Genomic DNA, 23,982 nt, shown 5'->3' with positions numbered 1-23,982 from the left:
GCTCAGCGCAGGATCAGCGTGCCCACCCGCTGCGAGGCGACACGCAGCCCGAGCGCGCCGAAGACGAGGAAGTACACGACCGGCAGCCATAACCCCGGCGTTACGTGCCCGGTCGTGAGCGAACGGATGAGGTCCACCGCCTGGTAGAGCGGCGTCACCTGAACCACCTGCTGAAGCCACCCCGGATACGCCGACAGCGGGTAGAACGTCGCCGACAGCAAGAACATCGGCATCACCGCCACCTGGATCAGCTCGAAGTCCTGCCACGAGCGCATGTACGTGGACAGCGCCATGCCGCAGGCGGCGAACGCGAACGCGACCAGCAGCGCTGCCGGCAGGGCCAGCAGGGCCCACCACGACTCGGTCAGCCCCATCACCGCCATGATCACGACGAACGCCGCGGAGTAGCCGGCCCCGCGAAGCGTCGCCCAGGTCACCTCACCCACCGCGACGTCCACCGGCCGCATCGGCGTCGCGAGCACGGCGTCGTACAGGTGCTCGTACTTGAGTCGGAAGAAGACCCCGAACGTCGCGTCGAACAGCGCCCCGTTCATCGCCTGCGTCGCGAGCATCGCCGGCGCGACGAAGACCGTGTAGGGGACCTCCTGGCCGTTGTCGAGGGTCACGTCCCCGACCAGCGCCGCGACGCCGACCCCGATGGACAGCAGATAGATCAGCGGCTCCAGGAACCCCGACGCGAACACCAGCGGCGCCCGTCGGTAGACCAGGATGTTGCGGCCGACCAACCGGCCCGAACCGGTCCGCCGCTGCGCCTCGCGGCGTTGCGCCTCGGTCGGCACCGTCGTCGTGCTCATCACTGGCTCCCTAGACGTCGTCCGAACGCCCGTCGCGCCCACCACCAGCCGGCGAGACCGACGACCACGAGGTACGCGACGTGCACGAGAGCCATCGGCGTCAGCGTGTCGGTGCTGCACATCCGCGCGAGCTCCACGCCGTGCCACGCAGGGAGGACGTGAGCGATCACCTGGACCACTTCCGGCAGCTGGTCGATCGGAAAGAACGCGCCGGAGAACATCGTCATCGGGATCACGCCGAGCCGGAACATCAGCGTGAGCGCGCTGTCGGAGCCGGTCCAGGCCGCGTACCCGATGAAGACCGCCCCGTGCGCCGCACCGACGAGCGTGCCTGCCAGGACGAGCAGCGACGCGCCGCCGACCGACGCGAGCGTGCCGAAGAGGCCGAGCACGATCGTCAGGGCGACCGTCGCCGTGGCCACGCGGAACGTCACGTACGCCGTCACGCCGTTGACGACGTCGACCGCACCGAGCGGCGTCGACGACATCGCGTACGCCATCTTGGTCCAGGTGAACATCGCATACACCGGGTAAAGCGCCTCCCCCGCCGCCGCCGTCAGCGCGGACGTCGCGAGGATGCCCGGCGCGATGAAGTCGAGGTAGTCGACGCCGCCGAGCGCCGCGTCGTCATTGACGAAGCTGCCGAGCCCCAGGCCGAACGACGCCAGCATGATCACCGGCAGGACCGCGTACGAGAAGATCGAGCCGCGCCAGGTACGGCGGAGCACGGTCAGGTAGTACGGGACCTGGCGGCGTACGGCGGCCCATCGACCGCCGTCGCCGCGCGGTCGGTCGTGCAGCACCTCCGAGATCGCCGGGGCAGTGCTCATGCGTCCAGCGCCCGTCCTGTCAGGCGGAGGAAGACGTCCTCCAGGGTCGAGCGCCGTACGAGGGTCGAACGGGGTTGCAGCCCTCGGTCCACGGCTGCCTCGGCGGCCTTCTCGCCGTCGGCGGTGTAGATCAGCACACGGTCGGGCAGCACCTCTACGCGCTCGCCGAGATCGGCGACCTGCTGGGCGGCGGCCTCATTCTCGCCGACGCCCATCCGCAGTTCGACGACCTCGCGCGTCGAGTAGCGCGCGATCAGCTCGTGCGGGGCGCCTTCGGCGACGATCTGGCCGTCGTCCATGACCACGAGCCGGTCGCACAGCTGCTCGGCCTCATCCATGTAGTGCGTCGTGAGCACCAGCGTCACGCCGGTCTGCTTGAGCCGGTAGAGCTGGTCCCAGACGACGTGGCGAGCCTGCGGGTCGAGCCCGGTCGTCGGCTCGTCGAGCAGCAGCATCTCGGGGTTGTTGACGAGCGAGCGCGCGATCGTGAGGCGCCGCTTCATGCCGCCGGAGAGATCGTCGACCATCTGGTGGCGCTTGTCGGTGAGCTTGACGAACGCGAGCAGCTCGTCGGCCTTGGCCCGGGCGTACGACCGCGAGAACCCGAAGTAGCGCGTGTAGACGACGAGGTTCTCGTAGACGGTGAGGTCGGTGTCGAGCGAGTCCTCCTGCGGGCAGACGCCGATCCGGGCGCGGATCTCGGACCCGTCCGTCGCCGGGTCGCGTCCGAGGATGCGCAGCGTGCCTCCGCTGGTCGGCGAGACCGCCGCGATCATCCGCATCGTCGAGGACTTGCCGGCACCGTTCGGGCCGAGGAAGCCGAAGGCCTCGCCGCGCCCGACCACCACGTCGATGCCCTTGACCGCCTCGAGGTCCCCGTACGCCTTGCGCAGCCCGTGCGCCTCGATCATCGCCTCCGTCACCGTTCGACCTTAGGGATGTCTGCTGACAGTTGTCTTGTCGATATCGGCGCGCCCGGCGCCCCGTCCGCCCCACGATTTGACGCCTTGCCCACCGTTCGCGGGGCGCATTCGGTGGGCAACGCGTCAAATCGCGGGGCGGGCCACCTGAACGTGTCAGCCCCGCGAGGCAGGATGGACGGGTGCCCGATGTGCTCGACCGCTTCTCGCCCGCGACCGCGGCGTGGTTCCGCGGCGCGTTCCCGGCCCCGACCCCCGCACAGGCCGGCGCGTGGGACGCGATCGCCCAGGGCAGCAACGCCCTCGTGGTCGCGCCGACCGGATCCGGCAAGACGCTGTCGGCGTTCCTGTGGGCGCTCGACCAGCTCATCACCGGCCCGGAGTCCGACGAACCCAAGCAGCGCACGCGCGTCCTGTACGTCTCGCCGCTCAAGGCCCTCGCCGTCGACGTCGAACGCAACCTGCGCTCCCCCCTGGTCGGCATCACCCAGACCGCCAAGCGCCTCGCGGCCACCGGCGAGTCGGCCGCGCCTCGCGACGTCACGGTCGGCGTCCGCTCCGGAGACACGACGCCCGCCGAACGCCGTACGCTCTCGACCCGTCCTCCCGACATCCTCATCACGACGCCGGAGTCGCTGTTCCTCGTCCTCACCTCCGCCGCCCGCGAGACGCTGCGCGGTGTCCAGGCGGTGATCGTCGACGAGGTCCACGCGGTCGCCGGCACCAAGCGCGGCGCCCACCTCGCGCTCAGCCTCGAGCGCCTCGATGCGCTCCTCGACCGACCCGCGCAACGCATCGGCCTGTCGGCGACCGTACGCCCGCACACCGAGGTCGCGCGCTTCCTCGGCGGCGCCGCCCCGGTGCGCGTGGTCGCGCCGGAGTCGCAGAAGCGCTGGGACCTCTCGGTCGTCGTCCCCGTCGAAGACATGACCGCGCTCCCCACACGTACGGGCACAGACGACGGCGACGACCCCGATCCCCGCGACCAGGCCTCGATCTGGCCCCACGTCGAGGAGCGGGTCGTCGACCTCGTCGAGCAGGCTCGCTCGTCGATCGTCTTCGCCAACTCGCGCCGACTCGCCGAGCGGCTGACCGCCCGCCTCAACGAGATCCACGCCGCGAGGCAGGGCGTCGACCCGGCACCGCGTACTCCCGCGCAGACAATGGCCCAAGCTGGTGCGTCGGTGACGGCGGCCAGCCCGGCGCCCACGGTCGCGCCGCCGATCTTGGCAGCCGCCCACCACGGGTCCGTCAGCAAGGAGCAGCGCGCCCTCATCGAGGACGATCTCAAGACCGGCCGTCTCCCGTGCGTGGTCGCGACCTCCAGCCTCGAGCTCGGCATCGACATGGGCGCGGTCGACCTCGTCGTCCAGGTCGAGTCGCCGCCGTCGGTCGCGAGCGGCCTGCAGCGCGTCGGACGTGCCGGCCACCAGGTCGGCGAGGTCTCGCGCGGCGTCGTCTTCCCCAAGCACCGCAGCGACCTCCTCCAAGCCACGGTCACGATCGAGCGGATGGTCTCGGGAGCCATCGAGGAGCTGTCCGTCCCGACCAACCCGCTCGACGTCCTCGCCCAGCAGGTCGTGGCCGCGTGCGCGCTCGACGTGCTCGACGTGGACGAGCTCTACGAGACGGTCCGCCGTGCGGCCCCGTACGCGACACTCCCCCGCTCGGCGTACGACGCCACGCTCGACCTGCTCGCCGGCCGCTACCCGTCGGACGAGTTCGCCGAGCTGCGCCCGCGCATCGTGTGGGACCGCGTCGCCGGCACGCTCACCGGCCGCCCCGGCGCCCAGCGTCTCGCGGTGACCTCGGGCGGCACGATCCCCGATCGCGGGCTGTTCGGCGTCTACCTCGTCGGTGCCGAGTCCACCGCCCGTGGCAGTGCGCGCGTCGGCGAGCTCGACGAGGAGATGGTGTACGAGTCGCGCGTCGGCGACGTGTTCGCCCTCGGCGCCACGAGCTGGCGCATCGAGGACATCACGCACGACCGAGTTCTGGTCTCCCCCGCGTATGGTCAGCCCGGGCGGCTCCCGTTCTGGCGCGGCGACAACCCCGGGCGGCCCATCGAGCTCGGCCGCGCGCTCGGCGCATTCACCCGCGCGATGGCGACCGGCGCCCGCGACCAGGCCCGGACACGCTGCGAGGCCGCGGGGCTCGACCGATACGCGATCGACAACCTGTTCGCCCTCGTCGACGAGCAGAAGCAGGCGACCGGACGCGTCCCCGACGACACGCTGCTGGTCGTCGAGCGGTTCCGCGACGAGCTCGGCGACTGGCGTCTGGTCCTGCACTCCCCGCTCGGCCTTGCGGTACACGCCCCGTGGGCGCTCGCGGTGGGGGCGCGCGTGCGCGAACGATACGGCCTCGACTCCGCGAGCATGGCCAGCGACGACGGCATCGTCGTACGCCTTCCCGAGACCGATGCCGAGCCGCCCGGCGGCGAGCTGTTCGCGTTCACGCCGGACGAGATCGAGGACCTGGTCACCGAGGAGGTCGGCGGCTCGGCACTGTTCGCCGCGCGGTTCCGCGAGTGCGCCGCGCGGGCGCTGCTGCTGCCCCGCCGTGATCCCGGACGCCGCAGCCCTCTCTGGCAGCAGCGCCAGCGTGCCGCCCAGCTGCTCGAGGTCGCGCGCCGCTACCCGACGTTCCCGATCGTGCTCGAGACCGTACGCGAGGTGCTGCAGGACGTGTACGACGTGCCGTCTCTCGTGCAGATGATGCGCGACCTCGAGAGCCGTCAGCTGCGCCTCGTCGACGTCGCGACTCAGGAGCCGTCGCCGTTCGCGAAGTCGCTGATGTTCGGCTACGTCGCCGCGTTCCTGTACGAGGGCGACAGCCCGCTGGCCGAGCGTCGTGCCGCGGCCCTCTCGCTCGACTCATCGCTGCTGTCGGAGCTGCTGGGCCGTGCCGAGCTGCGCGACCTGCTCGACGCCGAGGTGATCGCGCAGATCGAGGCCGAGCTCCAACGGCTCGTGCCGGACCGGCGCGCCCGTGGCGCCGAGGGGGTCGCCGACCTGCTCCGCGTCCTCGGGCCGATGACGTCCGAGGAGGTCGCTGAGCGCTGCACCGAGCCGTCCGAGGCATCGGCATGGCTGGTGTCGCTGGCCGAAGCGCGCCGCGTGATCCGGGTCGCGGCGCCGTCCAGCGTCGGCGAGGGCACCCAGTGGTGGGTCGCCGTCGAGGATGCGGGGCGACTGCGCGACGCCCTCGGCACGCCTGTCCCGATGGGAGTGCCGAATGCTTTCGTCGAGCCCGTCGACGACCCGCTGGGCGACCTCGTGGCGCGCTATGCCCGTACGCACGGGCCGTTCGTCGCCAGCGACGTCGCCTCGCGGTTCGGCCTCGGAGTGGCCGTCGTGTCCGAGACGCTGCGCCGCCTCGCCGGCCACGGGCGCGTGACCGAGGGCGAGTTCACGCCCGGCGCCGGCGGATCGGAGTGGTGTGACGCGGAGGTCCTGCGGCGGCTGCGGCGGCGTTCGCTCGCGGCGCTGCGCAAGGAGGTCGAGCCGGTCTCTCCCGAGACGCTGGGCCGCTTCCTGCCCGCCTGGCAGCACGTCGGTGGGCGTCTGCGCGGCGTCGACGGGCTCGTGACCGCGATCGAGCAGCTCGCCGGATCGTCGGTCCCCGCGTCTGCGCTCGAGCCGCTGGTCCTGCGCTCACGCGTGCTCGACTACTCCCCCGCGATGCTCGACGAGCTCACCACGGCCGGCGAGGTCGTCTGGTCCGGGGTCGGCGCACTGCCCGGCAACGACGGTTGGATCTCGCTCCACCTCGCGGACACCGCGCCGCTCACGCTCGCCGCGCCGTCCGAGCTCGAGCTCAGCCCGCTCCAGGAAGCCGTGCTGGGGGTCGTCCAGACCGGGGGGGCCTACTTCTTCCGCCAGCTCGCCGACGCGGTCGCCGCGGGAGCATTGGGCTCCGGCACCGAGCCGGCTCGCGTCGACGACACCGAGCTCGCGGACGCGCTCTGGGACCTCGTCTGGGCCGGCTACCTCACCAACGACACCCTCGCGCCGCTGCGCACGCTGATCGGCGCCGGCCGTACGGCCCATCGCACCGCCCGAAGCGCTCCACGCATTCGCGGCCGCCGCTCACCGTCGTTCGCGCGACCGACGATGCCCTCCCGTACGGGCCCGCCGACCGCCGGCGGCCGCTGGGCGCTCATCCCCCGCCCCGAGGACAACCCGACCCTCCGCGCCCACGCGACAGCCGAGCAGCTCCTCGAGCGCCACGGGATCGTCACGCGCGGGACCGCCGTCAGCGAACGCGTGACGGGTGGGTTCGCCGCGGTCTACAAGGTGCTGAGCGGGTTCGAAGAGGCCGGGCGCGCGCGTCGCGGCTACTTCGTCGAAGGGCTCGGGGCGGCACAGTTCGCCACCGCCGGCGCCGTCGACCGCCTGCGCTCGTACGCCCGCGAACCCGGCCAGGACGCCGAGCGCCGCGCCGTGACGCTCGCTGCGACCGACCCCGCCAACCCGTACGGGGCCGCGCTCGGTTGGCCCGAGACCGGCGGCGGGCACCGGCCCGGGCGCAAGGCCGGAGCACTCGTGGTGCTCGTCGACGGAGCACTGTCGCTGTACGTCGAGCGCGGAGGCCGGACGCTGCTCACCTTCGATGACCTCGACGATCCGGAGGGCGCTGCTCGGCTGGAGCCCGCGATCGACGCGCTCGCGACCGCCGTACGCGACGGGGCGCTCGGACGCCTGACCGTCGAGAAGGCCGACGGCGAGGCGGTGCTCGGCACGGCCCTCGGCGACGCGCTTGCCCGCGCCGGATTCCACGCGACCCCCCGCGGCCTGCGGATCCGGGGCTGACGGGTGCCCGAGGGCGACGCCGTCTGGCGTACGGCACGCCGGCTCGACAAGGCGCTACGTGGCGCCACCCTCGTCCGCACCGACTTCCGCGTCCCCCAGCTCGCAACCCTCGACCTCGCCGACGAGGCGGTGCACGGCGTGACGAGCCGCGGCAAGCACCTCTTCGCCCGGATCGGCGACGTCTCGCTCCACACGCGGCTCGGCATGGACGGCTCGTGGCGGACGTACGACGCTGGTGCCCGTTGGTCTCGACCGGCGCACGAGGCGCGGGTGGTGCTCGCGACCGAGCGTGTCCAGGCCGTCGGCTTCCTGCTGCCGACGGTCGAGCTGCTGTCGCTCGAGCAGGCCGACGCGGTCCGCGCGCGACTCGGCCCCGATCTGCTCGATCCGGAGTTCGACGCCGCCGAGGCGCTGCGTCGGGTGGTCTCCGACCCGGGACGCAACCTCGGCGAGGCGCTGCTCGACCAGAGCAACCTCGCGGGTGTCGGCAACATCTTCCGCAACGAGATCCTGTATGTCCGCGGGCTCCACCCCGACACCACGGTCGGCGACGACCCCGACCTCGCCCGTACGGTCACGACGGCGCGGCGCATGCTCCTCGCGAACCGCGACTACCCCGCGATCGTCACCACGGGCATCGACCGGCGTGGTCAGCGCACGTGGGTGTACGGGCGGGGCGGCGAGCCGTGTCGCCGCTGCGGCACACGCATCGAGCGGCGCACCCCTGTCGTGACGCAGACCCACGGCGTCGAGGAGCGCGTCACGTACTGGTGCCCGCACTGCCAGCCCTCCCCCACCTCCGTCGTCGTCGCGTCCGCGTTGTGAAGGCAATCTGACCGAACTGACCGGCGGAAACGGTCAGGTTGCTTTCACAACGCGGACGCAGAGGGCGACAGCCGCACCATCAGCGGTCAGCCGAGAGCGACGAATTGACCAGGAGGTCCGGCGAGAGTAGCGGGCCGGCGTATGCGATACGTTCGACGGTCACCGTCGACGGACGCGAGGCGGGATCGGCGCACCGCGCAGTTGCCAAGGCTGACTGCGCAGAGGCCAGGTGCTCCGAGGCAGCCGAGCTCAGCGGACGCCGACGGAGTCGGATTCAGGCGCCAGCGCGATCGAGGCGTCGATCGTCGACTGCTCCTGGATCTCCATGAGCGCGCTCACGTCGCGCAGGACCTGCGACATCGGCACGTCGAGGGCGTCGCAGAGAGCGGCGAGGAGCTCGGAGCTGGGCTCCTTCTGGCCGCGCTCGACCTCGGAGATGTAGCCCAGGCTCACCCGAGCAGCAGCGGAGACGTCGCGCAGCGTCAGGCCCTTGGCCATCCGGCGAGCCCGCAGGACCTCGCCGATCAAACGTCGAAGCACCGTCATCTCACACCTCCGCTCTCAGACTTGGTACAACTCCTCGTCGAGCCGTGTTCTTCCCACCACTCTATGCGCTCCCGGTCGCACACCGGCAACGTGCTCACGTCAGCGGGCGTTTCGCCCCTCGCCGAGCACGGTGGCGAGCAGCGCCAGCGCGCCGTCGACGGACGCGCTCCGCACGGCGCCGCGGTCACCGTCGAGCGCCAGACCCAGGCTTCGCACTCCTCCCGGCCAGGCGACCGCGACGAACACGGTGCCTGCGGGTTTGCCCTCGGCCGGGCCCGGGCCGGCGACGCCAGTCGTCGCGAGCCCGTACGTGGCACCGAGGCGGTCACGCACACCCTGCGCCATCGCCTCGGCGACTCCCGGATCGACGGTGCCGCGCTCCTCGAGGAGCCGTCCATCCACACCCAACAGTGTGGCCTTGAGGTCTGCCGCGTACGCAACGACGGCCCCGCGCACGACGTCCGACGCCCCGGAGACATCCACCAGGCGTGCGCACAGCGCTCCCCCGGTCAGCGACTCTGCGAGCGCGAGCGACTCCGTACGCCGGCGGAGCTCGGCGATCAGCGCGGCAGGATCAGCACCAGCCGGCGCGGTCACGGGCGGCCGGCGACCTGCTCGGGAGCGTCCTTCGCCTTGGACTCGCGCACCATGCGTACGGCCTGAGCGATGTAGTCGAAACCGGTCACGATCGTCACCGCAACGGCCGCACCCATCGTCAGGTAGGCGAACCACATCATCCAGTCGGGCAGCAGCGCCTCGATCGGGAAGACGTACGCGGCGAGCGCGACGGCCTGAAGGACGGTCTTGAGCTTGCCACCGCGTGAGGCGGGCATGACGCCATACCGGATGACGCCGAAGCGCATCACGGTGATGCCCCACTCGCGGACGAGGACGAGGATCGTGACCCACCACGGCAGAGCGCCGATGATCGAGAGCCCGACGAACGCCATGCCCGTGAGCGCCTTGTCAGCGATCGGGTCGGCGATCTTGCCGAAGTCGGTGATGAGGCCGCGGCTGCGTGCGAGGTTGCCGTCGATGCGGTCGGTGGCCATCGCGACAACGAAGACCGCAAAGGCCGCCAGACGAAGACCGGTGTCGTCTCCTCCGTCGATGAGGAGGAGCCACCCGAACAACGGCACGAACGCGATCCGTAGGACGGTCAACGCGTTCGCGATGTTGTAGTTGCTCGGCGCCTGCGTGGCAGCGGGCGTCGATGAGTCGTTCATCTCTCTCCTCGGGCTGGGACGGGGGTGCAGGTCGTCTGGTGCCCCTGCCCTATGACCTCCGTCCAGCCTATCGCCACCCTCAAGAATCACCGACCGTGGTCGACGCCTTCTCGGAGCCGTCTGCGACGCGCCGCGCCTTGCCACCGTTCACCGCCACCGTGGCGGCGTCGGCCCTGCCGACGGACACCTTGGCGGGCCCGACGACGCTGACGCGCTTGAACTCCCCCTTGGCGATGTCGCCCGTCCAGATCGTCGCGCCCGTCCCGTCGGTGACGGTGATCTTGGTGGGCTTCTTCTCCTTGCCACGGATGAGGAGATGGTTCGTGGTCGGGGCACCGAGACCGGCCAGCGACGACGGGTCGGTAGGCGGCGGCGCGACCTCGGTCGGGACGGCCGCGGGGGCGCCGGCATCGTCCCCGTTGCCGACGACGAGCTGCCCGATCCCCCAGATGATCGCGAGCACGAGGACGACGACAGTCACGGCGAGCCAGCTCCGGCCGCCGCGGGCGACGCGGATGGTCTGCGAGCCCGTCGCACGCTCGGCCTCGAAGACGGCACGAGCCGGGATCGGGGCCTGGGCGTACGAGGCGTCGTAGCGGGCGATCCACGGCGCGGGGTCGGCGCCGAGGGCGCGGGCGAGTGAGCGGAGGTGCCCGCGGGCATAGAAGTCGCCCCCGCAGGCCGACACGTCGTCAGCCTCGAGGGCTTCGATCACGTGAGGGCGGATACGGGTGCGCTCAGCAAGCCCGTCGATCGAGACTCCCGCGCTCTCGCGAGCGGTACGGAGGAGGTCGCCGAGGCCGGGAACGGTCTGCACGGTCTCAGACTCCGCGTCTTCCGGCTCGGACTCGGGCGCTGGCTCGTCGACCACGAGCGGAGGGGCAACGCGTGCCGCCGGGGCATCGATGACCAGCTCGGGGCGGCCACGGCTGGCACGCAGGGCGGTGACGACCTTGTATCCCGGGGCGAGCGCGGAGCTGCCCACGCTCTGGACCAGGCCGAGGTCGATCCGGGCAGGGGCGCTGACGGTGGGTTCGACAAGATCAGGGCCGCCCTCTCGTCCCCGATTCGGTCGATTCTCCACCGGATCCGGCTCGTCATTCGGTGGAGAATCGACCGAATCGGGGACGGGAGGGGCGGGATCGGGGACGGGAGGGATCGAATCGGGGACGGGAGGGACGGGGGCGGCGGGATCGGGTCCGTCCTGCGGATCCGGGTCCGGCTCGACCACGATCTCGTCGTCGCCCGACAGCTGCCGCAGGGCGGCGGCCACGTCCTCGCTGCTCGCCCGTACGGCCAGCCCGAGCGGCACCACGAACGCCGTGCCGTCGGAGGCGACCACGTCGATCGCGCCGTCCGCGAGCAGGCCGCGCGGCTCCGCGAGCACGATGTGGTCGACGTCCGCCCACGGGAAGCCCCGCCACGCGTCACCGTGCCGGACCCGAACCCCGAGCGAGTCCGCGACCAGCAGCGGGCTCCGGGCGTCGAACCAGCCGCGCCCGGCGAGCAGGCCGCCGCCCGCGAGCAGTCCCGCGACCAGCCAGAGCAGCATCGACCCTTCGGCGGCGCGCACGGCGTACGCGATCGCGAGCACACCCGCACCCACCGCGACGAGGGCCAGCACGCCGGCGCTGCGGCGTACCTCCAGCACCTCTCCCGCCCCCGTACCTGCGGGGTCGGGCGTTCGTCCCTGCTCCAGCCGATCCGTCATGTCACTCTCCCCGCAGCGTCTCCAGGACCTCGTCCAGGTCGTCCGGCTTGATCATCACGTCGCGCGCCTTCGAGCCCTCGCTGGGGCCGACGACGCCACGTGACTCGAGGATGTCCATCAGGCGGCCGGCCTTCGCGAAGCCGACGCGCAGCTTGCGCTGCAGCATCGAGGTCGATCCGAACTGCGTGTTGACGACCAGCTCGACGGCCTGCAGCACCAGATCGAGGTCGTCGCCGATGTCGTCGTCGAGATCGCGCTTGGTGGTCTGAGGCGCGGTCACGTCCTCGCGATAGACCGGCTGCAGCTGGTCCTTGCAGTGCTGGACGACCTCGCGGATCTCCTTCTCGGTGATCCAGGCGCCCTGCATGCGCACCGCCTTGTTGGCGCCCATCGGCAGGAAGAGTCCGTCACCGCCACCGACGAGCTTCTCGGCACCGGGCTGGTCGAGGATGACGCGGCTGTCGGCCAGCGACGACGTCGCGAACGCGAGCCGGCTCGGCACGTTCGCCTTGATCAGGCCCGTGACGACGTCGACCGACGGCCGCTGCGTCGCGAGCACGAGGTGGATGCCTGCCGCACGCGCGAGCTGCGTGATGCGGACGATCGAGTCCTCCACGTCGCGCGGCGCGACCATCATGAGGTCGGCGAGCTCGTCGACGACGACGAGCAGGTACGGGTACGGGGCGAGGACGCGCTCGCTGCCCGGAGGGACCTTCACCGAACCCTCACGTACGGCCTTGTTGAAGTCGTCGATGTGGCGGAACCCGAAGTTGGCCAGATCGTCGTAGCGCAGGTCCATCTCGCGCACGACCCACTGCAGCGCCTCGGCGGCCTTCTTGGGGTTGGTGATGATCTGCGTGATGAGGTGCGGGATGCCCTCGTACGCGGTGAGCTCCACGCGCTTGGGGTCGACGAGGATCATCCGCACCTCGTCGGGCGTCGAGCGCATGAGCACCGACGAGATCATCGAGTTGATGAAGCTCGACTTGCCCGAGCCGGTGGCGCCAGCGACGAGGAGGTGCGGCATCTTCGCCATGTTGGCGACGACGAACCCACCCTCGACGTCCTTGCCGAGGCCCACGACCATCGGGTGGTGGTCGCTGCGCGCCCGGTTGGAGCGGAGCACGTCGCCGAGGGAGACGGTCTCCTTGTCGGTGTTGGGGATCTCGATGCCGATCGCTGACTTGCCGGGGATCGGCGAGAGGATGCGCACCTCGTTGGAGGCGACGGCGTACGAGATGTTCTTGGCGAGCGCGGTGATCTTCTCGACCTTGACGCCCTGGCCCAGCTCGATCTCGTACCGGGTGACCGTCGGGCCTCGCGTGTAGCCGGTGACCTCGGCATCGACGGCGAACTCCTCGAGCACGGTCGTGAGCCGAGCGACGACGGCGTCGGAGGCCGCGGTGCGCGCCTTGTGCGGGGTGCCCTCGCGGAGCATGTCGTTGGCCGGGAGGGTGTAGACGATGTCGCCGGACAGCGCGAGCTGCTCGGCGCGTGCCGGCAGCGGCGTCATCGGCGGCAGCTCGACCGGCTCGTCGTCGGGCGGGGCAGCCGCCGCGGGGACCTCCACGCCGACGGTGTCGTCGTCGGGGCTCGGCGCGTTCTTGGCCTTGGCCTTGCCCTTGCGGGCCCCGGTGTCGATGGTCGGCTCGTCGTCGGCGCCGACGACGAGCGGGTTGTCGTACGGGACGTCGCTGCCGGCACCGCCGCGCGGCGCGCGCTTGCGGGCGGGCCCGGCGGGGGCGGCATCGGGCTCGACGTGACGGCGGCCGAGGAGCAGGTCGCGTGCGCCGCGGATGCGGTCGGGGATGCGGTAGACGGGCGTGCCTGTGACGACCAGCAGACCGAAGAACGCCAGCAGGACCAGCAGAGGAACGGTCACGTACGACGTGCGGAGCAGGTCGTCGAGCAGCTTGGAGACGCCGAAGCCGATCGCGCCACCCGCATCGCGGATGCCGTCGCCACCCGCCTCGGACGGCTTGGGGATGCCGTTGGCGATCGAGACGATCCCGAGCGTGCCACCGGCGAGGGCCGCCCAGCCAATCACCTGGCGGCCGAGCGGACCGTTGGCCTCCGGGTCGCGCATCGTCCGGGCGCCGACCACGAACAGCGCCAGCGGCACGGTCCAGGCGAGCAGGCCGACGCTGTTGGAGACGGCCTCGGCGACGGCAACGGTGACCGGGCTGTCGACCTGGAACCACACGGCCCCGACGACGACCACGCCGAGCCCGATGAGCGCGAGACCGATCCCGTCGCGGCGGTGTTCCGGGTCGAGGTCGCGTGCGGCCGTGCCGATGCTGCGGATGACTGCCCCGGTCATGCGGGCGAGGCCCATCCAGAGGGCACCGATGCCGCGCCCGATCACGCTGAGGGCACGGACGAACGGACCAGGGCCGGTCCTCGGCGGCGGGGCCGGCGGCTGACGCTTGGTCGAGCCACGGCCGCGCTGCTGCGGACGTCGGTCCTGGCCTCCGGACGACCGCGAGCTCTTCTTCTTGGACGACCCTCGCGGTGGGGAAGACGTACGGCTCGCCATGCTGGCGAGCCTAAGGGCGCGCCACGCCGTTCTGCGGTATCCCACGCCGGGCGTCCCCGCCGTTCCGTACGGGCCGTCCGTCGGCGGGCGCGCGGCCGGCTGTCACACGTCGACGTCGGGCGGTGTCTTCATGCCAAGACCACCCCACCGAGGAGGAAACATGACCACCACCCGCGTACCGCCAACCGAGATCACCGGCCTGTACGGCGCCGCCGTGAAGAGGTTCAGCCGCAAGATGTTCGGTGACGTCCCCGAAGGGCTCGGCGTGCTCTGGAACAACCCGCCGGTCCTCAAGGCCAGCCTCTCCCTCAGCACGAAGACCGCGAAGTGGGACAAGTGCGACAAGAGCCTCAAGTCATACGCCCACATGGCTGTCGCCTCACTGATCGGCTGCTCGTTCTGTCTGGACCTCGGCTATTTCCAGTCGCACCACGAGGGACTCGACGTCGACAAGGCCCGCGAGGTGCCGCGGTGGCGCGAGTCCGACGTGTTCACGTCGCTCGAGCGTGACGTCCTGGAGTACGCCGAGGCGATGTCGCAGACGCCGCCGACCGTGACGGACGCGCTGTCCGCACGGCTGCTCGACCAGCTCGGCGCGCCGGCGCTCGTCGAGCTGACGACCTGGATCGCGATCGCCAACCAGATGGCCCGCGGCAACGTCGCGCTCGGCATCGAAGGTCAGGGCTACGCGGCCGCCTGCGGTCTGGCACCGCTCGCGACCCCGAGCGGCGTAACGTCGCCGGCATGACCGACCCGTTCGTGGCCCACCGCAGCCTCCTGTTCACGGTCGCGTACGAGATGCTCGGCTCCGCTGCGGACGCCGAGGATGTCGTCCAGGACACGTGGCTGAGGTGGGCCGGGCTCGACGCGTCCGCACGGGCCGAGGTCCGCGACCCGCGCGCCTTCCTCGTCCGGATCGTGACCCGCCAGTCGCTCAACCGGATGCGCACAGTGTCGCGGCGCCGGGAGGACTACGTCGGCCAGTGGCTCCCCGAGCCGCTGCTGACCAGCCCCGACGTGGCCGACGACGTCGAGCTCGCCGAGAGCGTGTCGTTCGCGATGCTCACCGTGCTCGAGACGCTCGCGCCGACCGAGCGGGCCGTGTTCGTGCTGCGCGAGGTGTTCGAGGCCCCGTACGACGAGATCGCGGAGGCCGTCGACAAGTCTCCGGCTGCGGTGCGGCAGATCGCGCACCGTGCCCGTACGCGGGTCGCCGAGCGGCGCCCGCGCGCGACGGTGGACCGGGGGCAACAGGAGGCGGTCGTCCAGCAGTTCATGGCGGCGCTGAGCGGAGGAGACCTGCAAGCACTGATGGACGTGCTCGCACCCGACGTCGTCGCGGTGGGCGACGGAGGCGGGCTCGCCCCCGCAGCCAAGCGGCCGATCGTCGGCGCCGACCGTGTGGCGCGTCTGCTGATGGCGTTCTCGCGGCAGCAGGCCGCGTACACGATGTCGCCGACGTGGCTCAACGGTGCACCTGCGGCGCGGGTCGATCTCGATGGCGCGGCCGCCGGCGTGGTCAGCGTGGTGGTCGAGGACGGCCGGATCACGCGCCTCTACGCCGTCGCGAACCCGCACAAGCTCGGCCGACTCGGCGAGGAGGCCGCGCTGACGCGCTGAGCCAGCGCCCCGCCCACCACCGCCCGTACGGTCAGAAGGCCACCGGATCGCGCACGATCGGGCACGTCATGCAGTGCCCGCCCCCGCGCCCGCGCCCGAGCTCGGCGCCGACGATCGTGATGACCTCGACCCCGGCCTTGCGCAGCAGCGCATTGGTCTCCGTGTTGCGGTCGTACGTGAACACGACCCCGGGCTCGAGCGCGACGGCGTTGTTGCCGGAGTCCCACTGCTGGCGCTCCGACGCATACACGTCGCCCCCGGTCTCGATCACCCGCAGCTCCGGCAGCCCGAGCGACTGCGCGACGACCTCGACGAACCGCCCCTCCCCCTCGTCGACGACCTCGACGCCAGGCTCGGTGTCGCTCGGAAAGAGCGAGAACGTGTGGACGGCGTCCATGATCCGCGGGTACAGCGTGACGACGTCGCGGTCGGCGAACGTGAAGACGGTGTCGAGGTGCATCGCGGCGCGCAGCTTCGGCATCCCCGCGACCACGACGCGCTCGGCCGCGCCCTGCGCGAACAGCGCCTGCGCCACCTGCGTGATCGCGTGCCGCGAGGTGCGCTCGCTCATGCCCATGAGCACGACGCCGTTGCCGACGGGCATGATGTCGCCGCCCTCGAACGTCGCCTGCCCCCAGTCGAGCTCCGGGTCACCCCACCAGACGGTCGAGCCGACGAAGTCCGGGTGGAACCCGTAGATCGCCTTCATCAGCAGCGTCTCGTCGTGCCGTGCCGGCCAGAACAACGGGTTGAGCGTCACTCCTCCGTACAGCCAGCACGTCGTGTCACGGGTGTAGAGCGTGTTGGGCAGTGGCGGCATCAGATACTCCTGGACGCCGGTCGACTCGCGCGCCATCGCCAGGTACGAGGTCCGGTAGTCCTCGGGCAGGTCCACCGTCGCCATGCCGCCGATCAGCAGCTCGGCGAGGGCCGCCGGGGTGAGCGTCTCGAGGTACGACCGGGTGCCGTCGAGGAGCCCCAGCCCGACCTCGTTCGCGACGATCTTGCGGTCGAGCAGCCAGTCACGTGCCTCGGGGACGGCGACCGTCTGCGCGAGCAGGTCGTGCAGCTCGACGACCTCGACGCCACGGTTCGTGAGCTTGTTGACGAAGTCGGCGTGGTCGCGCTGCGCGTTCTCGACCCACATCACGTCGTCGAACAGCAGGTCGTCGGCGTTCGTCGGGGTGAGCCGCCGGTGCGCGAGCCCGGGACGACAGACGAGCACCTTGCGGAGCCGGCCGACCTCGGAGTGGACTCCGTACGAGCCTGCGGGGGCCGTTTCGGTCATGGCGGTGCCTTTCTGAGGAGGTCAGAGGGTGATGCGGCCGGTCCAGAGCGCGGTGACAGCGGCGATCGCTCCGACGACGATGAGGACGAACAGCGCGATCTCGGTGGGGGTGAACAGGCGGCGCCCGTTCTCGGTGCGCGCCTTGACGTACAGGAGCGTCGCCGGAGCGAGGATCAGCGTCGACAGCAGGAGGAACTCGAGCCCGGCGGCGTCGAAGAGGAACAGCGTGTACGCCGTGGCGATACCGGCGACGATCGTCTCCGTACGACGTGTGCGGGCGGAGACACCCTCGTACGCCTCGCCCGTCAGGCCGAGCTTGAGGGCGTACGCGGCGGCGAGGAGGTACGGCAGCAGCGCGAGGCTCGTGCTCAGGTCGAGCATGAAGTTGAGCGCGTCCTCGATGACGAGGGTGAGCGCGAGGAGTGCCTGGACGCCGAGCGACGTCACAACGAGCGCCGTGATGGGGGTGCCCTTCTCGTTCTCCTGGCCGAGGAACCGCGGGAAGTCGTCGTTGCGTGCCGGGATGTACATGACCTCGGCGGCCATCAGGGTCCACGCGAGATAGGCCCCGAGCACCGACACGATGACCGCGGCGCTGATGAAGACCTCGCCCCAGTTGCCCACGACCGACTCGAAGACGCCGACCATCGAGGGCTGGCGGGTGTCGGCGAGCTCCGGCTGCGGCATCACCGAATAGCTGGACAGCGTGACGAGCGCGAACAGCGACAGCACGCTGAGGAACCCGAGCACCGTCGCGCGTCCGACGTCGGAGCGCTTCTTGGCGTAGCGCGAGTAGACGCTCGCGCCCTCGATCCCGATGAACACGAACGTCGTGATGATCATCGTGTTGCGGACCTGCTCGTCGAGGTTGCCGAGGTCGCCGTAGCCGTACGCGGTCCAGTTGTCGGCGAACACGCCCGCGTCGAAGTTCGCGAACAGCACGATGATGAACACGATGATCGGGAGGATCTTGAAGACGGTGACGATCCGGTTGATGATCGCCGCGTCGCGCACCCCGCGGGCGATCAGGTAGTGGAAGCACCACACGCCCGCCGTCCCCAGCGCCACCGCGAGGAGCGTGTCGCCGTCGCCGAAGCCGTCGAAGAACGCGCCGAGCGTGGCGGTGATGAACACCCAGTAGAACGTGTTGCCCGCGACCGCACTCGCCCAGAACCCGATCGCGGAGTTGAAACCCGCATAGTCGCCAAACCCTGCCTTGGCGTAGATGAACACACCAGAGTCGAGGTTGGGTTTGCGGATCGCGAGGTTCTGGAAGACGAAGGCCAGCATCAGCATGCCCGCACCCGCGATCGCCCACGCGATGAGCGACCCGAGGATGCCCGTCGCGACGCCGAACCGCGCCGGCAGCGAGAACACGCCCGCGCCGACCATGCCGCCGACCACCATCGCGGTGAGCGTCGGGAGGCTCATCTTGTTGGCCGTCGACGGTGCCTCTGCGTCAGTCGCGCTCATGGCTCTCCCTGACTCGTGTTGTCAGGGGTGAGGCTAGGGGTGCGGGCGCTGCGCCGCACGGCAAGCGCACGTGGCGGCGGCGGGCTGGGCGGATGCGCGACCACGACTGAAGGTCACTCCACCGACGGATCCAGCGAGACGGTGACGCGTTCGGCCCACAGCCGCGCCGAGATCTCCAGCGTCACCAGGTCGACGTAGCGCCCATGGACTGACAGATCCGCCACCTGCCCCCGTGCGTCAACGGGGAACCCTCTGGGTCGCGATCCTCGGGTCCAGCAGGGTCCCATTCGTCGACACGTGCACGAGCGAACTCGTACAGGTTCCCGGGCACGATCACACCAACGACCTCACGCCGCCCGGACCGCGTCACGCCGCGTGTGCGTACGCCTGCGGGCGGGCGTCGAGGAAGCGGCGTACGACGAGGCCCGTGAGTCGCGCATCGGGCTCGGCGCCGTCGAGCAGCGGGGCGCTCACCAGATCGGCACCGACCTCGTCGAGGCGGTCACGGAACCAGCCGGGCGCGAGGAGGTACGAGGCGACGGCGACGCGCGCGTACGGGTACCGCCGACGCTCCTCCGCCACGACTGCAGCCACCGTGTCGCGACCGGCGCCGACGTGCCCCAGCGCGACAGGGCGGCCGAGCGCCGTCGCAAGCAGCGCCGCCGCCCGCTCGGTGTCACGGCGCGCCAGCGGGTCCGACGAGGCAGCGGCGGCGAGCACGACGCGGTCGCTCGTCCCCATGCCCGCCTGACGTAGGCGTTTCGCGAGCAACCCCGCGAGCACCGGGTCCGGACCGAGCGCAGGCGCCGCCACGACGTCCTCACGTTCCGCGACGGCTGCGGCGATGTCGACGTGGACGTGGTACCCCGACGACAGCAGCAACGGAACCACGACGGTCGGTCCACCGGTATCCGTGACGACCTCCGCGACCTGCGGGTGCTGCACGTCGACAAACGTCGGCGCGACCGCGAGCCCCGGCAGCGCACCGGCGACCGCGTCGACGAGCCCCGCGATCGCTGCCTGCCCTGCGCGGTCACGCGTGCCGTGGCTGCACGCCACCAGCGTCGTCATGCCCGCCCTCCCTGGTCGAGGTTGATCCGGTAGCCGCGCTTCACCACGGTCTCCACGACCGGACGCCCACCGAACGCCTCCCGCAGTCTCGCGACGGCGACCTCGGCGGTGTGCGGGTCGGTCGAGCATCCCGGCAGCACGCGCAGCAACGCCTCGCGTGAGACGACCGCACCCGGCACCGCGACCAGCGAACGCAGCACCGCGAGCCCACTGGGTGAGACGCCGACGACGTCGTGGTCGAGCGTCGCTGCCCGCGCGCGAAGCCGGAGCGCGCCAGCCGCGGTCTGGGTCGCTTCGTGGTCGTCCCCGAGGTGCATGATGAGCGTGCGTACGAGGGACCCGAGGCGCCCACGGTCCGGGATGATCGGGTCGAGCCCCGCCACACGAAGCGGCTCCGCGGTGACCGGGCCGACAGCCGCCGAGGTCAGCACGCCGGAACGGCCGAGCGCGATGACATCCTCCAGGACACCCGCCGCTCGCGCCGCCGTGATCCATGCGGCAGCGCCCGGGGCGGACGTGAAGACCACGGCGTCGTACGCTCCCGCGGCCGCGTCGCGTACGGAGGCGACGACGGCATCGGGGTCCGGCGGCGGACCCCAGCGATAGACGACGAGCCCCACCGGCTCCCCGCCCGCAGCGCGTAGCCGCTCCTCGAGGCCGTCGTCGCCGGCACCGTGGTGCTGCACGACGATCCGCTGGCCGGCAACACCTTCGGTGCAGAGGAAGTCCGCGATCTCGGCCGACGTCTCCGACTCCGCGACCCAGTCGGGGACGAGCCCGGCGGCCTGAAGCGCGCCGCGCGCCTTCGGGCCACGCGCGACCAGCCGCGTACGGGAGAGCGCGACGACCAGCGCCTCCCCCAGTCCTGCGGCTTCGGCGGTGTCCAGCCACGAGCGGAACCCGATGCCGGTCGTCACGACGACGACGTCCGCCGAATCCGCGACGAGCTCGCGGGTGCGTTCCAGCAGGGTGTCCTCGTCGATCTGCGACTCCACGCCCAGCGCCGAAGCGACCGAGACGACGGCGCCCCTGCGGCCCAGCGCCATCGCCAGGTCGTCCGCACGGCGCTGCGCGGTGACGAGGACGGACGTCCCGGAGAGGACCGCACCGAGAGGCGTCATGGCGCCGGCGGGGCCGCGGACGAACCGACGGTTGAGCCAGTCGAAACCCCGACAGGCGTACCGACGGTTGAGCCAGTCGAAACCCCGACAGGCGTACCGACGGTTGAGCCAGTCGAAACCCCGACAGGCGTGGTCTCGACAAGCTCGACCGACGAAAGCCGCTCGAGCGACGACGGCCGCGGCTCGAGCAGCGGGGTGGCGGCGACCTCGACGACGCCGTCGACGACACGGGTCGCCCAGACGCCGACCGAGACCGCCGGGTCCTCGACCGCGGTGCCGTCGTCGAACCGGAACCGCTGCTTGTGCATCGGCGAGACCACCACCGGGACGTCGCCGACCGTGCCGACCAGACCGCGCGCCATCACGTTCGCCCCGCTGTACGGGTCGCGGTGCCCGATCGCGCGCACGACGTCGGGCTCACCCGCCAGCCGGAAAAGCGCGACCTGCCGGCCGTCGACCAGCGCGGCCGCTCCGCGGTCGGGGAACAGCGCGTCGAGCGCGCAGACGCGTACCCACGTCGCGACCTCGCGCTCGGTCAGAGACGCAGCACTCACGAGCGAACCTCCAGCGTCGTCCCGGCGATCAGCGTCGCGCGCTCCTGCGCATTGGCGGGTCGGCGTTGACCGCGCTCGGCGACGTAGACCAGGTCCGGGTCGGGGGTGTCGGGGCTGTTGACGAAGCTGGCGAACTTGCGCAGCTTGTCGGGATCGGCGAGCGTCGCTGCCCACTCGTCCTCGTACTTCTCGACGTGCACCGCCATCGCTGCGTCGAGATCGGCGGCGATCCCGAGACTGTCGTCGAGCACCACCGATCGTACGTGATCCAGGCCGCCCTCGACCGCCTCGAGCCACGGGGCGGTCCGCTGGAGCCGGTCGGCGGTGCGGATGTAGTACATGAGGAACCGGTCGACCGTCCGTACGAGCTCCTCGGTCGAGAGGTCCTCGGCGAACAGCTGCGCGTGCCTCGGGGTGAAGCCGCCGTTGCCGCCCACGTAGACGTTCCAGCCCTTCTCCGTCGCGATCACGCCCACGTCCTTGCCGCGCGCCTCGGCACACTCGCGGGCGCAGCCGGAGACGCCGAGCTTGATCTTGTGCGGCGAACGCAGCCCGCGATAGCGCAGCTCGAGAGCGATCGCGAGTCCGACGGAGTCCTGCACTCCGAAACGGCACCACGTCGAGCCGACGCACGACTTCACGGTGCGCAGCGACTTGCCGTACGCGTGGCCGGACTCGAACCCCGCGTCGACGAGCCGCCTCCAGATCGCCGGGAGCTGCTCGATCCGCGCGCCGAACAGGTCGATCCGCTGGCCGCCGGTGATCTTCGTGTAGAGCCCGAAGTCCGCGGCGACCTGCCCGATCGCGATCAGTCCCTCGGGCGTTACCTCGCCGCCGGGGATGCGCGGGACGACGGAGTACGTCCCGTCCTTCTGCATGTTGGCCATCACGTGGTCGTTGGTGTCCTGCAGCGCCGCCGCCTCGCCGTCGAGGACGTGCCCGGTCTCCAGCGAGGCGAGGATCGACGCCACGACGGGACGGCAGATGTCGCAGCCACGCCCGGTGCCGTGGGCGGCGACGAGCTCGGAGAACGTACGGATGCCGGTGACCCGTACGACGTCGAAGAGCTGCGCACGGCTCATCGCGAAGTGCTCGCACAGCGCGTTCGAGGTCGCGATGCCGGCGGCGGTCAACTCCTCGTCGAGCAGCTTCTTGACGAGCGGAAGGCACGATCCGCAGCTCGTACCGGCCTTCGTGCAGCCCTTGAGCGTGCCGAGGTCGTGGCAGGGCTCACCATTGGCCTCCCCCCGCACCGCGCACCGGATCGCTCCCGCGGTCACGTTGTTGCACGAGCACACCGCCGCAGCGTCGGGCAGCGACCCACCGGACACCGGCGTCACGCCGTCCGGCACCAGCCACGCCGTCGGGTCGCCCCCGAGCTCGCTGCCGACCATCGGCCGCAGCGACGCGTACGCCTCCGCGTCGCCGACGAGGATGCCGCCGAGCAGCGTCTTGGCGTCGTCGGACATCACGAGCTTCTTGTAGACGCCGCCGACCGGGTCCGCGTACACGACCTCGAGGCTGCCCTCTGTGCCCGCGAACGCGTCGCCGAAGCTCGCGACGTCGACGCCGAGCAGCTTGAGCTTGGTCGAGAGGTCGCCGCCGGTGAACGTCGCGTCCCCGCCGAGCAGCCGGTCCGCGACCACCTCGGCCATCGCGTAGCCAGGGCCAACGAGACCCCACGTGCGACCTCCGATGTGCGCGACCTCACCGATCGCGAACACGTGCGGGTCGTCCGTACGGCACGCGTCGTCGCACGCCACTCCCCCGCGCTCGCCGATCGCGAGACCCATCGCCCGGGCAAGCTCGTCCCGTGGGCGGACGCCGGTGGCGAACACGACGACGTCGGCGTCGATGCTGCCTCCCCCGTCGGCGAAGTCCATCGCTCGAACGGTGCCGCTGCGGCCGACTCGGATACGTGAGGTCGCCGTCGAGGTGCGGACCTCGACCCCCAGCTGCTCGATGATCCGTCGCAGCGTCCGTCCGCCGGCCTCGTCGACCTGCATCGGCATCAGCCACGGCGCGAACTCGACGACCGTGGAGTCCGCACCGAGCGCCCGGAGCGCGCCCGCGGCCTCGAGGCCGAGGAGCCCGCCGCCGACGACGGCGCCGCGTACGGGCCGGTCGAGGCGCGCGGCGAGCTCGTTGACGTACGCACGCAGCTCAGCGACGTCGTCGACCGTGCGATAGACGAAGCACCCGGGGGTGTCCTTGCCCTCGACCGGCGGCACCATCGCGTACGAGCCGTTTGCGAGCACCAGCGCGTCGTACGGGTAGGCCCGGCCGCGGGCGGTGACCGTACGGGCGTCCTTGTCCACCGCGGTCACCCTCACACCGCGGTGGAGCCGGATGCCGTCGGTCGCCCACAGCGACGGGTCGCCGAGGACGAGGTCGTCGGGGTCGCGGTCGGAGAAGAACGACGTCAGCGCCACCCGGTCGTACGGGGGCCGGCTCTCCTCGCCGAAGACGTCGATGGTCCAGGTGTCGGCACCGCCGCGACCGACGAGCGCCTCCACCAGGCGGTGCGCGACCATGCCGGCACCGACGACGACGAGGCGCTTGCGTGTGGCGGAGTCGGTGGCGGAGCCCATGTCGATCACCGTAGGAACGGGGTGTTTCGGGTCCTGACTCA

The 23,982-nt window shown here is 71.4% G+C and carries 18 protein-coding genes; 4 read left to right on the top strand and 14 right to left on the bottom strand.

Annotated elements, in window-relative coordinates; translation table 11 throughout:
• Positions 1 to 2 precede the first annotated feature (2 nt).
• From ACFSDF_RS17585 to ACFSDF_RS17575, 3 genes are read right to left on the bottom strand one after another with little or no spacing between them, the layout of a single operon-like run.
• A complete protein-coding gene (locus tag ACFSDF_RS17585) occupies positions 3 to 815 on the bottom strand; it encodes an ABC transporter permease (RefSeq protein ID WP_167003398.1) in 813 nt (270 codons plus the stop codon).
• Positions 815 to 1,645, bottom strand: a complete 831-nt coding sequence (locus ACFSDF_RS17580) for an ABC transporter permease (RefSeq protein WP_377158504.1) — start codon at positions 1,643 to 1,645, stop codon at positions 815 to 817. Before ACFSDF_RS17580 ends, ACFSDF_RS17585 begins: the two co-directional genes overlap by 1 nt.
• A complete protein-coding gene (locus ACFSDF_RS17575) occupies positions 1,642 to 2,568 on the bottom strand; it encodes an ABC transporter ATP-binding protein (RefSeq protein ID WP_243842959.1) in 927 nt (308 codons plus the stop codon). The genes ACFSDF_RS17580 and ACFSDF_RS17575 overlap by 4 nt, the downstream gene beginning before the upstream one ends.
• Before the next feature lie 179 nt (positions 2,569 to 2,747).
• On the opposite strand from ACFSDF_RS17575, the gene ACFSDF_RS17570 reads away from it, so the two are divergent.
• A complete protein-coding gene (locus ACFSDF_RS17570; RefSeq protein ID WP_377158502.1) occupies positions 2,748 to 7,379 on the top strand; it encodes an ATP-dependent helicase in 4,632 nt (1,543 codons plus the stop codon).
• Positions 7,380 to 7,382: 3 nt separating this feature from the next.
• Entirely contained in the window at positions 7,383 to 8,204 is an 822-nt protein-coding gene (locus tag ACFSDF_RS17565; protein WP_167250509.1) for an Fpg/Nei family DNA glycosylase, read from the top strand.
• 249 nt (positions 8,205 to 8,453) lie between these two features.
• On the opposite strand, the gene ACFSDF_RS17560 is transcribed toward ACFSDF_RS17565, so the two are convergent.
• The 5 genes from ACFSDF_RS17560 to ACFSDF_RS17540 form a co-directional block, all read right to left on the bottom strand.
• On the bottom strand, positions 8,454 to 8,750 hold the full coding sequence (locus tag ACFSDF_RS17560; RefSeq protein ID WP_167003406.1) for a helix-turn-helix domain-containing protein: 297 nt from the start codon (positions 8,748 to 8,750) through the stop codon (positions 8,454 to 8,456).
• A 99-nt stretch (positions 8,751 to 8,849) separates the two neighbouring features.
• Positions 8,850 to 9,347, bottom strand: coding sequence for a CinA family protein (locus tag ACFSDF_RS17555; RefSeq protein ID WP_167003408.1), 498 nt, complete (start codon positions 9,345 to 9,347; stop codon positions 8,850 to 8,852).
• Positions 9,344 to 9,976, bottom strand: coding sequence for a CDP-diacylglycerol--glycerol-3-phosphate 3-phosphatidyltransferase (gene pgsA, locus ACFSDF_RS17550; protein WP_167003410.1), 633 nt, complete (start codon positions 9,974 to 9,976; stop codon positions 9,344 to 9,346). The genes ACFSDF_RS17555 and pgsA overlap by 4 nt, the downstream gene beginning before the upstream one ends.
• Positions 9,977 to 10,055: 79 nt before the next feature.
• Positions 10,056 to 11,687, bottom strand: a complete 1,632-nt coding sequence (locus ACFSDF_RS17545) for a helix-turn-helix domain-containing protein (protein ID WP_167003412.1) — start codon at positions 11,685 to 11,687, stop codon at positions 10,056 to 10,058.
• 1 nt (position 11,688) lies between these two features.
• On the bottom strand, positions 11,689 to 14,223 hold the full coding sequence (locus ACFSDF_RS17540; protein WP_167250505.1) for an FtsK/SpoIIIE family DNA translocase: 2,535 nt from the start codon (positions 14,221 to 14,223) through the stop codon (positions 11,689 to 11,691).
• A 160-nt stretch (positions 14,224 to 14,383) separates the two neighbouring features.
• On the opposite strand from ACFSDF_RS17540, the gene ACFSDF_RS17535 reads away from it, so the two are divergent.
• Both ACFSDF_RS17535 and ACFSDF_RS17530 read left to right on the top strand, forming a co-directional pair.
• The gene (locus tag ACFSDF_RS17535) at positions 14,384 to 14,971 is read left to right on the top strand and encodes a carboxymuconolactone decarboxylase family protein (RefSeq protein WP_167250503.1); all 588 of its coding nucleotides are present in this window, start codon (positions 14,384 to 14,386) and stop codon (positions 14,969 to 14,971) included.
• Entirely contained in the window at positions 14,968 to 15,843 is an 876-nt protein-coding gene (locus ACFSDF_RS17530; protein WP_167003418.1) for an RNA polymerase sigma-70 factor, read from the top strand. Before ACFSDF_RS17535 ends, ACFSDF_RS17530 begins: the two co-directional genes overlap by 4 nt.
• A gap of 31 nt (positions 15,844 to 15,874) precedes the next feature.
• Here ACFSDF_RS17530 and ACFSDF_RS17525 read toward each other — a convergent pair whose 3' ends face one another.
• From ACFSDF_RS17525 to nirB, 6 genes are all read right to left on the bottom strand, one after another.
• Complete coding sequence (locus ACFSDF_RS17525) at positions 15,875 to 17,131, bottom strand: arginine deiminase (RefSeq protein WP_167003420.1); 1,257 nt, start codon at positions 17,129 to 17,131, stop codon at positions 15,875 to 15,877.
• 21 nt (positions 17,132 to 17,152) lie between these two features.
• Positions 17,153 to 18,604, bottom strand: a complete 1,452-nt coding sequence (locus ACFSDF_RS17520) for a basic amino acid/polyamine antiporter (protein ID WP_167250499.1) — start codon at positions 18,602 to 18,604, stop codon at positions 17,153 to 17,155.
• Between the two features lie 366 nt (positions 18,605 to 18,970).
• Positions 18,971 to 19,675 carry a sirohydrochlorin chelatase gene (locus ACFSDF_RS17515; RefSeq protein WP_167003424.1) on the bottom strand — a complete coding sequence of 235 codons (705 nt, stop codon included), beginning with the start codon at positions 19,673 to 19,675 and terminating at the stop codon, positions 18,971 to 18,973.
• On the bottom strand, positions 19,672 to 20,796 hold the full coding sequence (locus ACFSDF_RS17510; protein WP_167003426.1) for a uroporphyrinogen-III synthase: 1,125 nt from the start codon (positions 20,794 to 20,796) through the stop codon (positions 19,672 to 19,674). The genes ACFSDF_RS17515 and ACFSDF_RS17510 overlap by 4 nt, the downstream gene beginning before the upstream one ends.
• Complete coding sequence (gene nirD, locus ACFSDF_RS17505; protein WP_377158497.1) at positions 20,793 to 21,350, bottom strand: nitrite reductase small subunit NirD; 558 nt, start codon at positions 21,348 to 21,350, stop codon at positions 20,793 to 20,795. Before nirD ends, ACFSDF_RS17510 begins: the two co-directional genes overlap by 4 nt.
• Positions 21,347 to 23,941: a nitrite reductase large subunit NirB gene (gene nirB, locus ACFSDF_RS17500; protein ID WP_377158495.1), complete on the bottom strand. Its 2,595-nt coding sequence runs from the start codon at positions 23,939 to 23,941 to the stop codon at positions 21,347 to 21,349. The genes nirD and nirB overlap by 4 nt, the downstream gene beginning before the upstream one ends.
• Between the last annotated feature and the right edge of the window lie 41 nt (positions 23,942 to 23,982).

Origin of the sequence: Mumia zhuanghuii, from assembly GCF_042681565.1 — a bacterium.
Lineage (GTDB): Bacteria > Actinomycetota > Actinomycetes > Propionibacteriales > Nocardioidaceae > Mumia.
The sequence above is the reverse complement of the archived record's forward strand: the minus strand, read 5'-3'. Positions and strand labels throughout refer to the sequence as shown.

What these genes read in the sequence shown, in the direction of transcription:
- ACFSDF_RS17520 (WP_167250499.1), bottom strand. Translation starts at nt 18,604, where the DNA reads ATGAGCGCGACTGACGCAGAGGCACCGTCGACGGCCAACAAGATGAGC.
- ACFSDF_RS17540 (WP_167250505.1), bottom strand. Translation starts at nt 14,223, where the DNA reads ATGGCGAGCCGTACGTCTTCCCCACCGCGAGGGTCGTCCAAGAAGAAG.
- nirB (WP_377158495.1), bottom strand. Translation starts at nt 23,941, where the DNA reads ATGGGCTCCGCCACCGACTCCGCCACACGCAAGCGCCTCGTCGTCGTC.
- ACFSDF_RS17585 (WP_167003398.1), bottom strand. Translation starts at nt 815, where the DNA reads ATGAGCACGACGACGGTGCCGACCGAGGCGCAACGCCGCGAGGCGCAG.
- ACFSDF_RS17560 (WP_167003406.1), bottom strand. Translation starts at nt 8,750, where the DNA reads ATGACGGTGCTTCGACGTTTGATCGGCGAGGTCCTGCGGGCTCGCCGG.
- ACFSDF_RS17510 (WP_167003426.1), bottom strand. Translation starts at nt 20,796, where the DNA reads ATGACGCCTCTCGGTGCGGTCCTCTCCGGGACGTCCGTCCTCGTCACC.
- ACFSDF_RS17525 (WP_167003420.1), bottom strand. Translation starts at nt 17,131, where the DNA reads ATGACCGAAACGGCCCCCGCAGGCTCGTACGGAGTCCACTCCGAGGTC.
- ACFSDF_RS17515 (WP_167003424.1), bottom strand. Translation starts at nt 19,675, where the DNA reads ATGACGACGCTGGTGGCGTGCAGCCACGGCACGCGTGACCGCGCAGGG.
- ACFSDF_RS17580 (WP_377158504.1), bottom strand. Translation starts at nt 1,645, where the DNA reads ATGAGCACTGCCCCGGCGATCTCGGAGGTGCTGCACGACCGACCGCGC.
- ACFSDF_RS17535 (WP_167250503.1), top strand. Translation starts at nt 14,384, where the DNA reads ATGACCACCACCCGCGTACCGCCAACCGAGATCACCGGCCTGTACGGC.
- ACFSDF_RS17530 (WP_167003418.1), top strand. Translation starts at nt 14,968, where the DNA reads ATGACCGACCCGTTCGTGGCCCACCGCAGCCTCCTGTTCACGGTCGCG.
- pgsA (WP_167003410.1), bottom strand. Translation starts at nt 9,976, where the DNA reads ATGAACGACTCATCGACGCCCGCTGCCACGCAGGCGCCGAGCAACTAC.
- ACFSDF_RS17545 (WP_167003412.1), bottom strand. Translation starts at nt 11,687, where the DNA reads ATGACGGATCGGCTGGAGCAGGGACGAACGCCCGACCCCGCAGGTACG.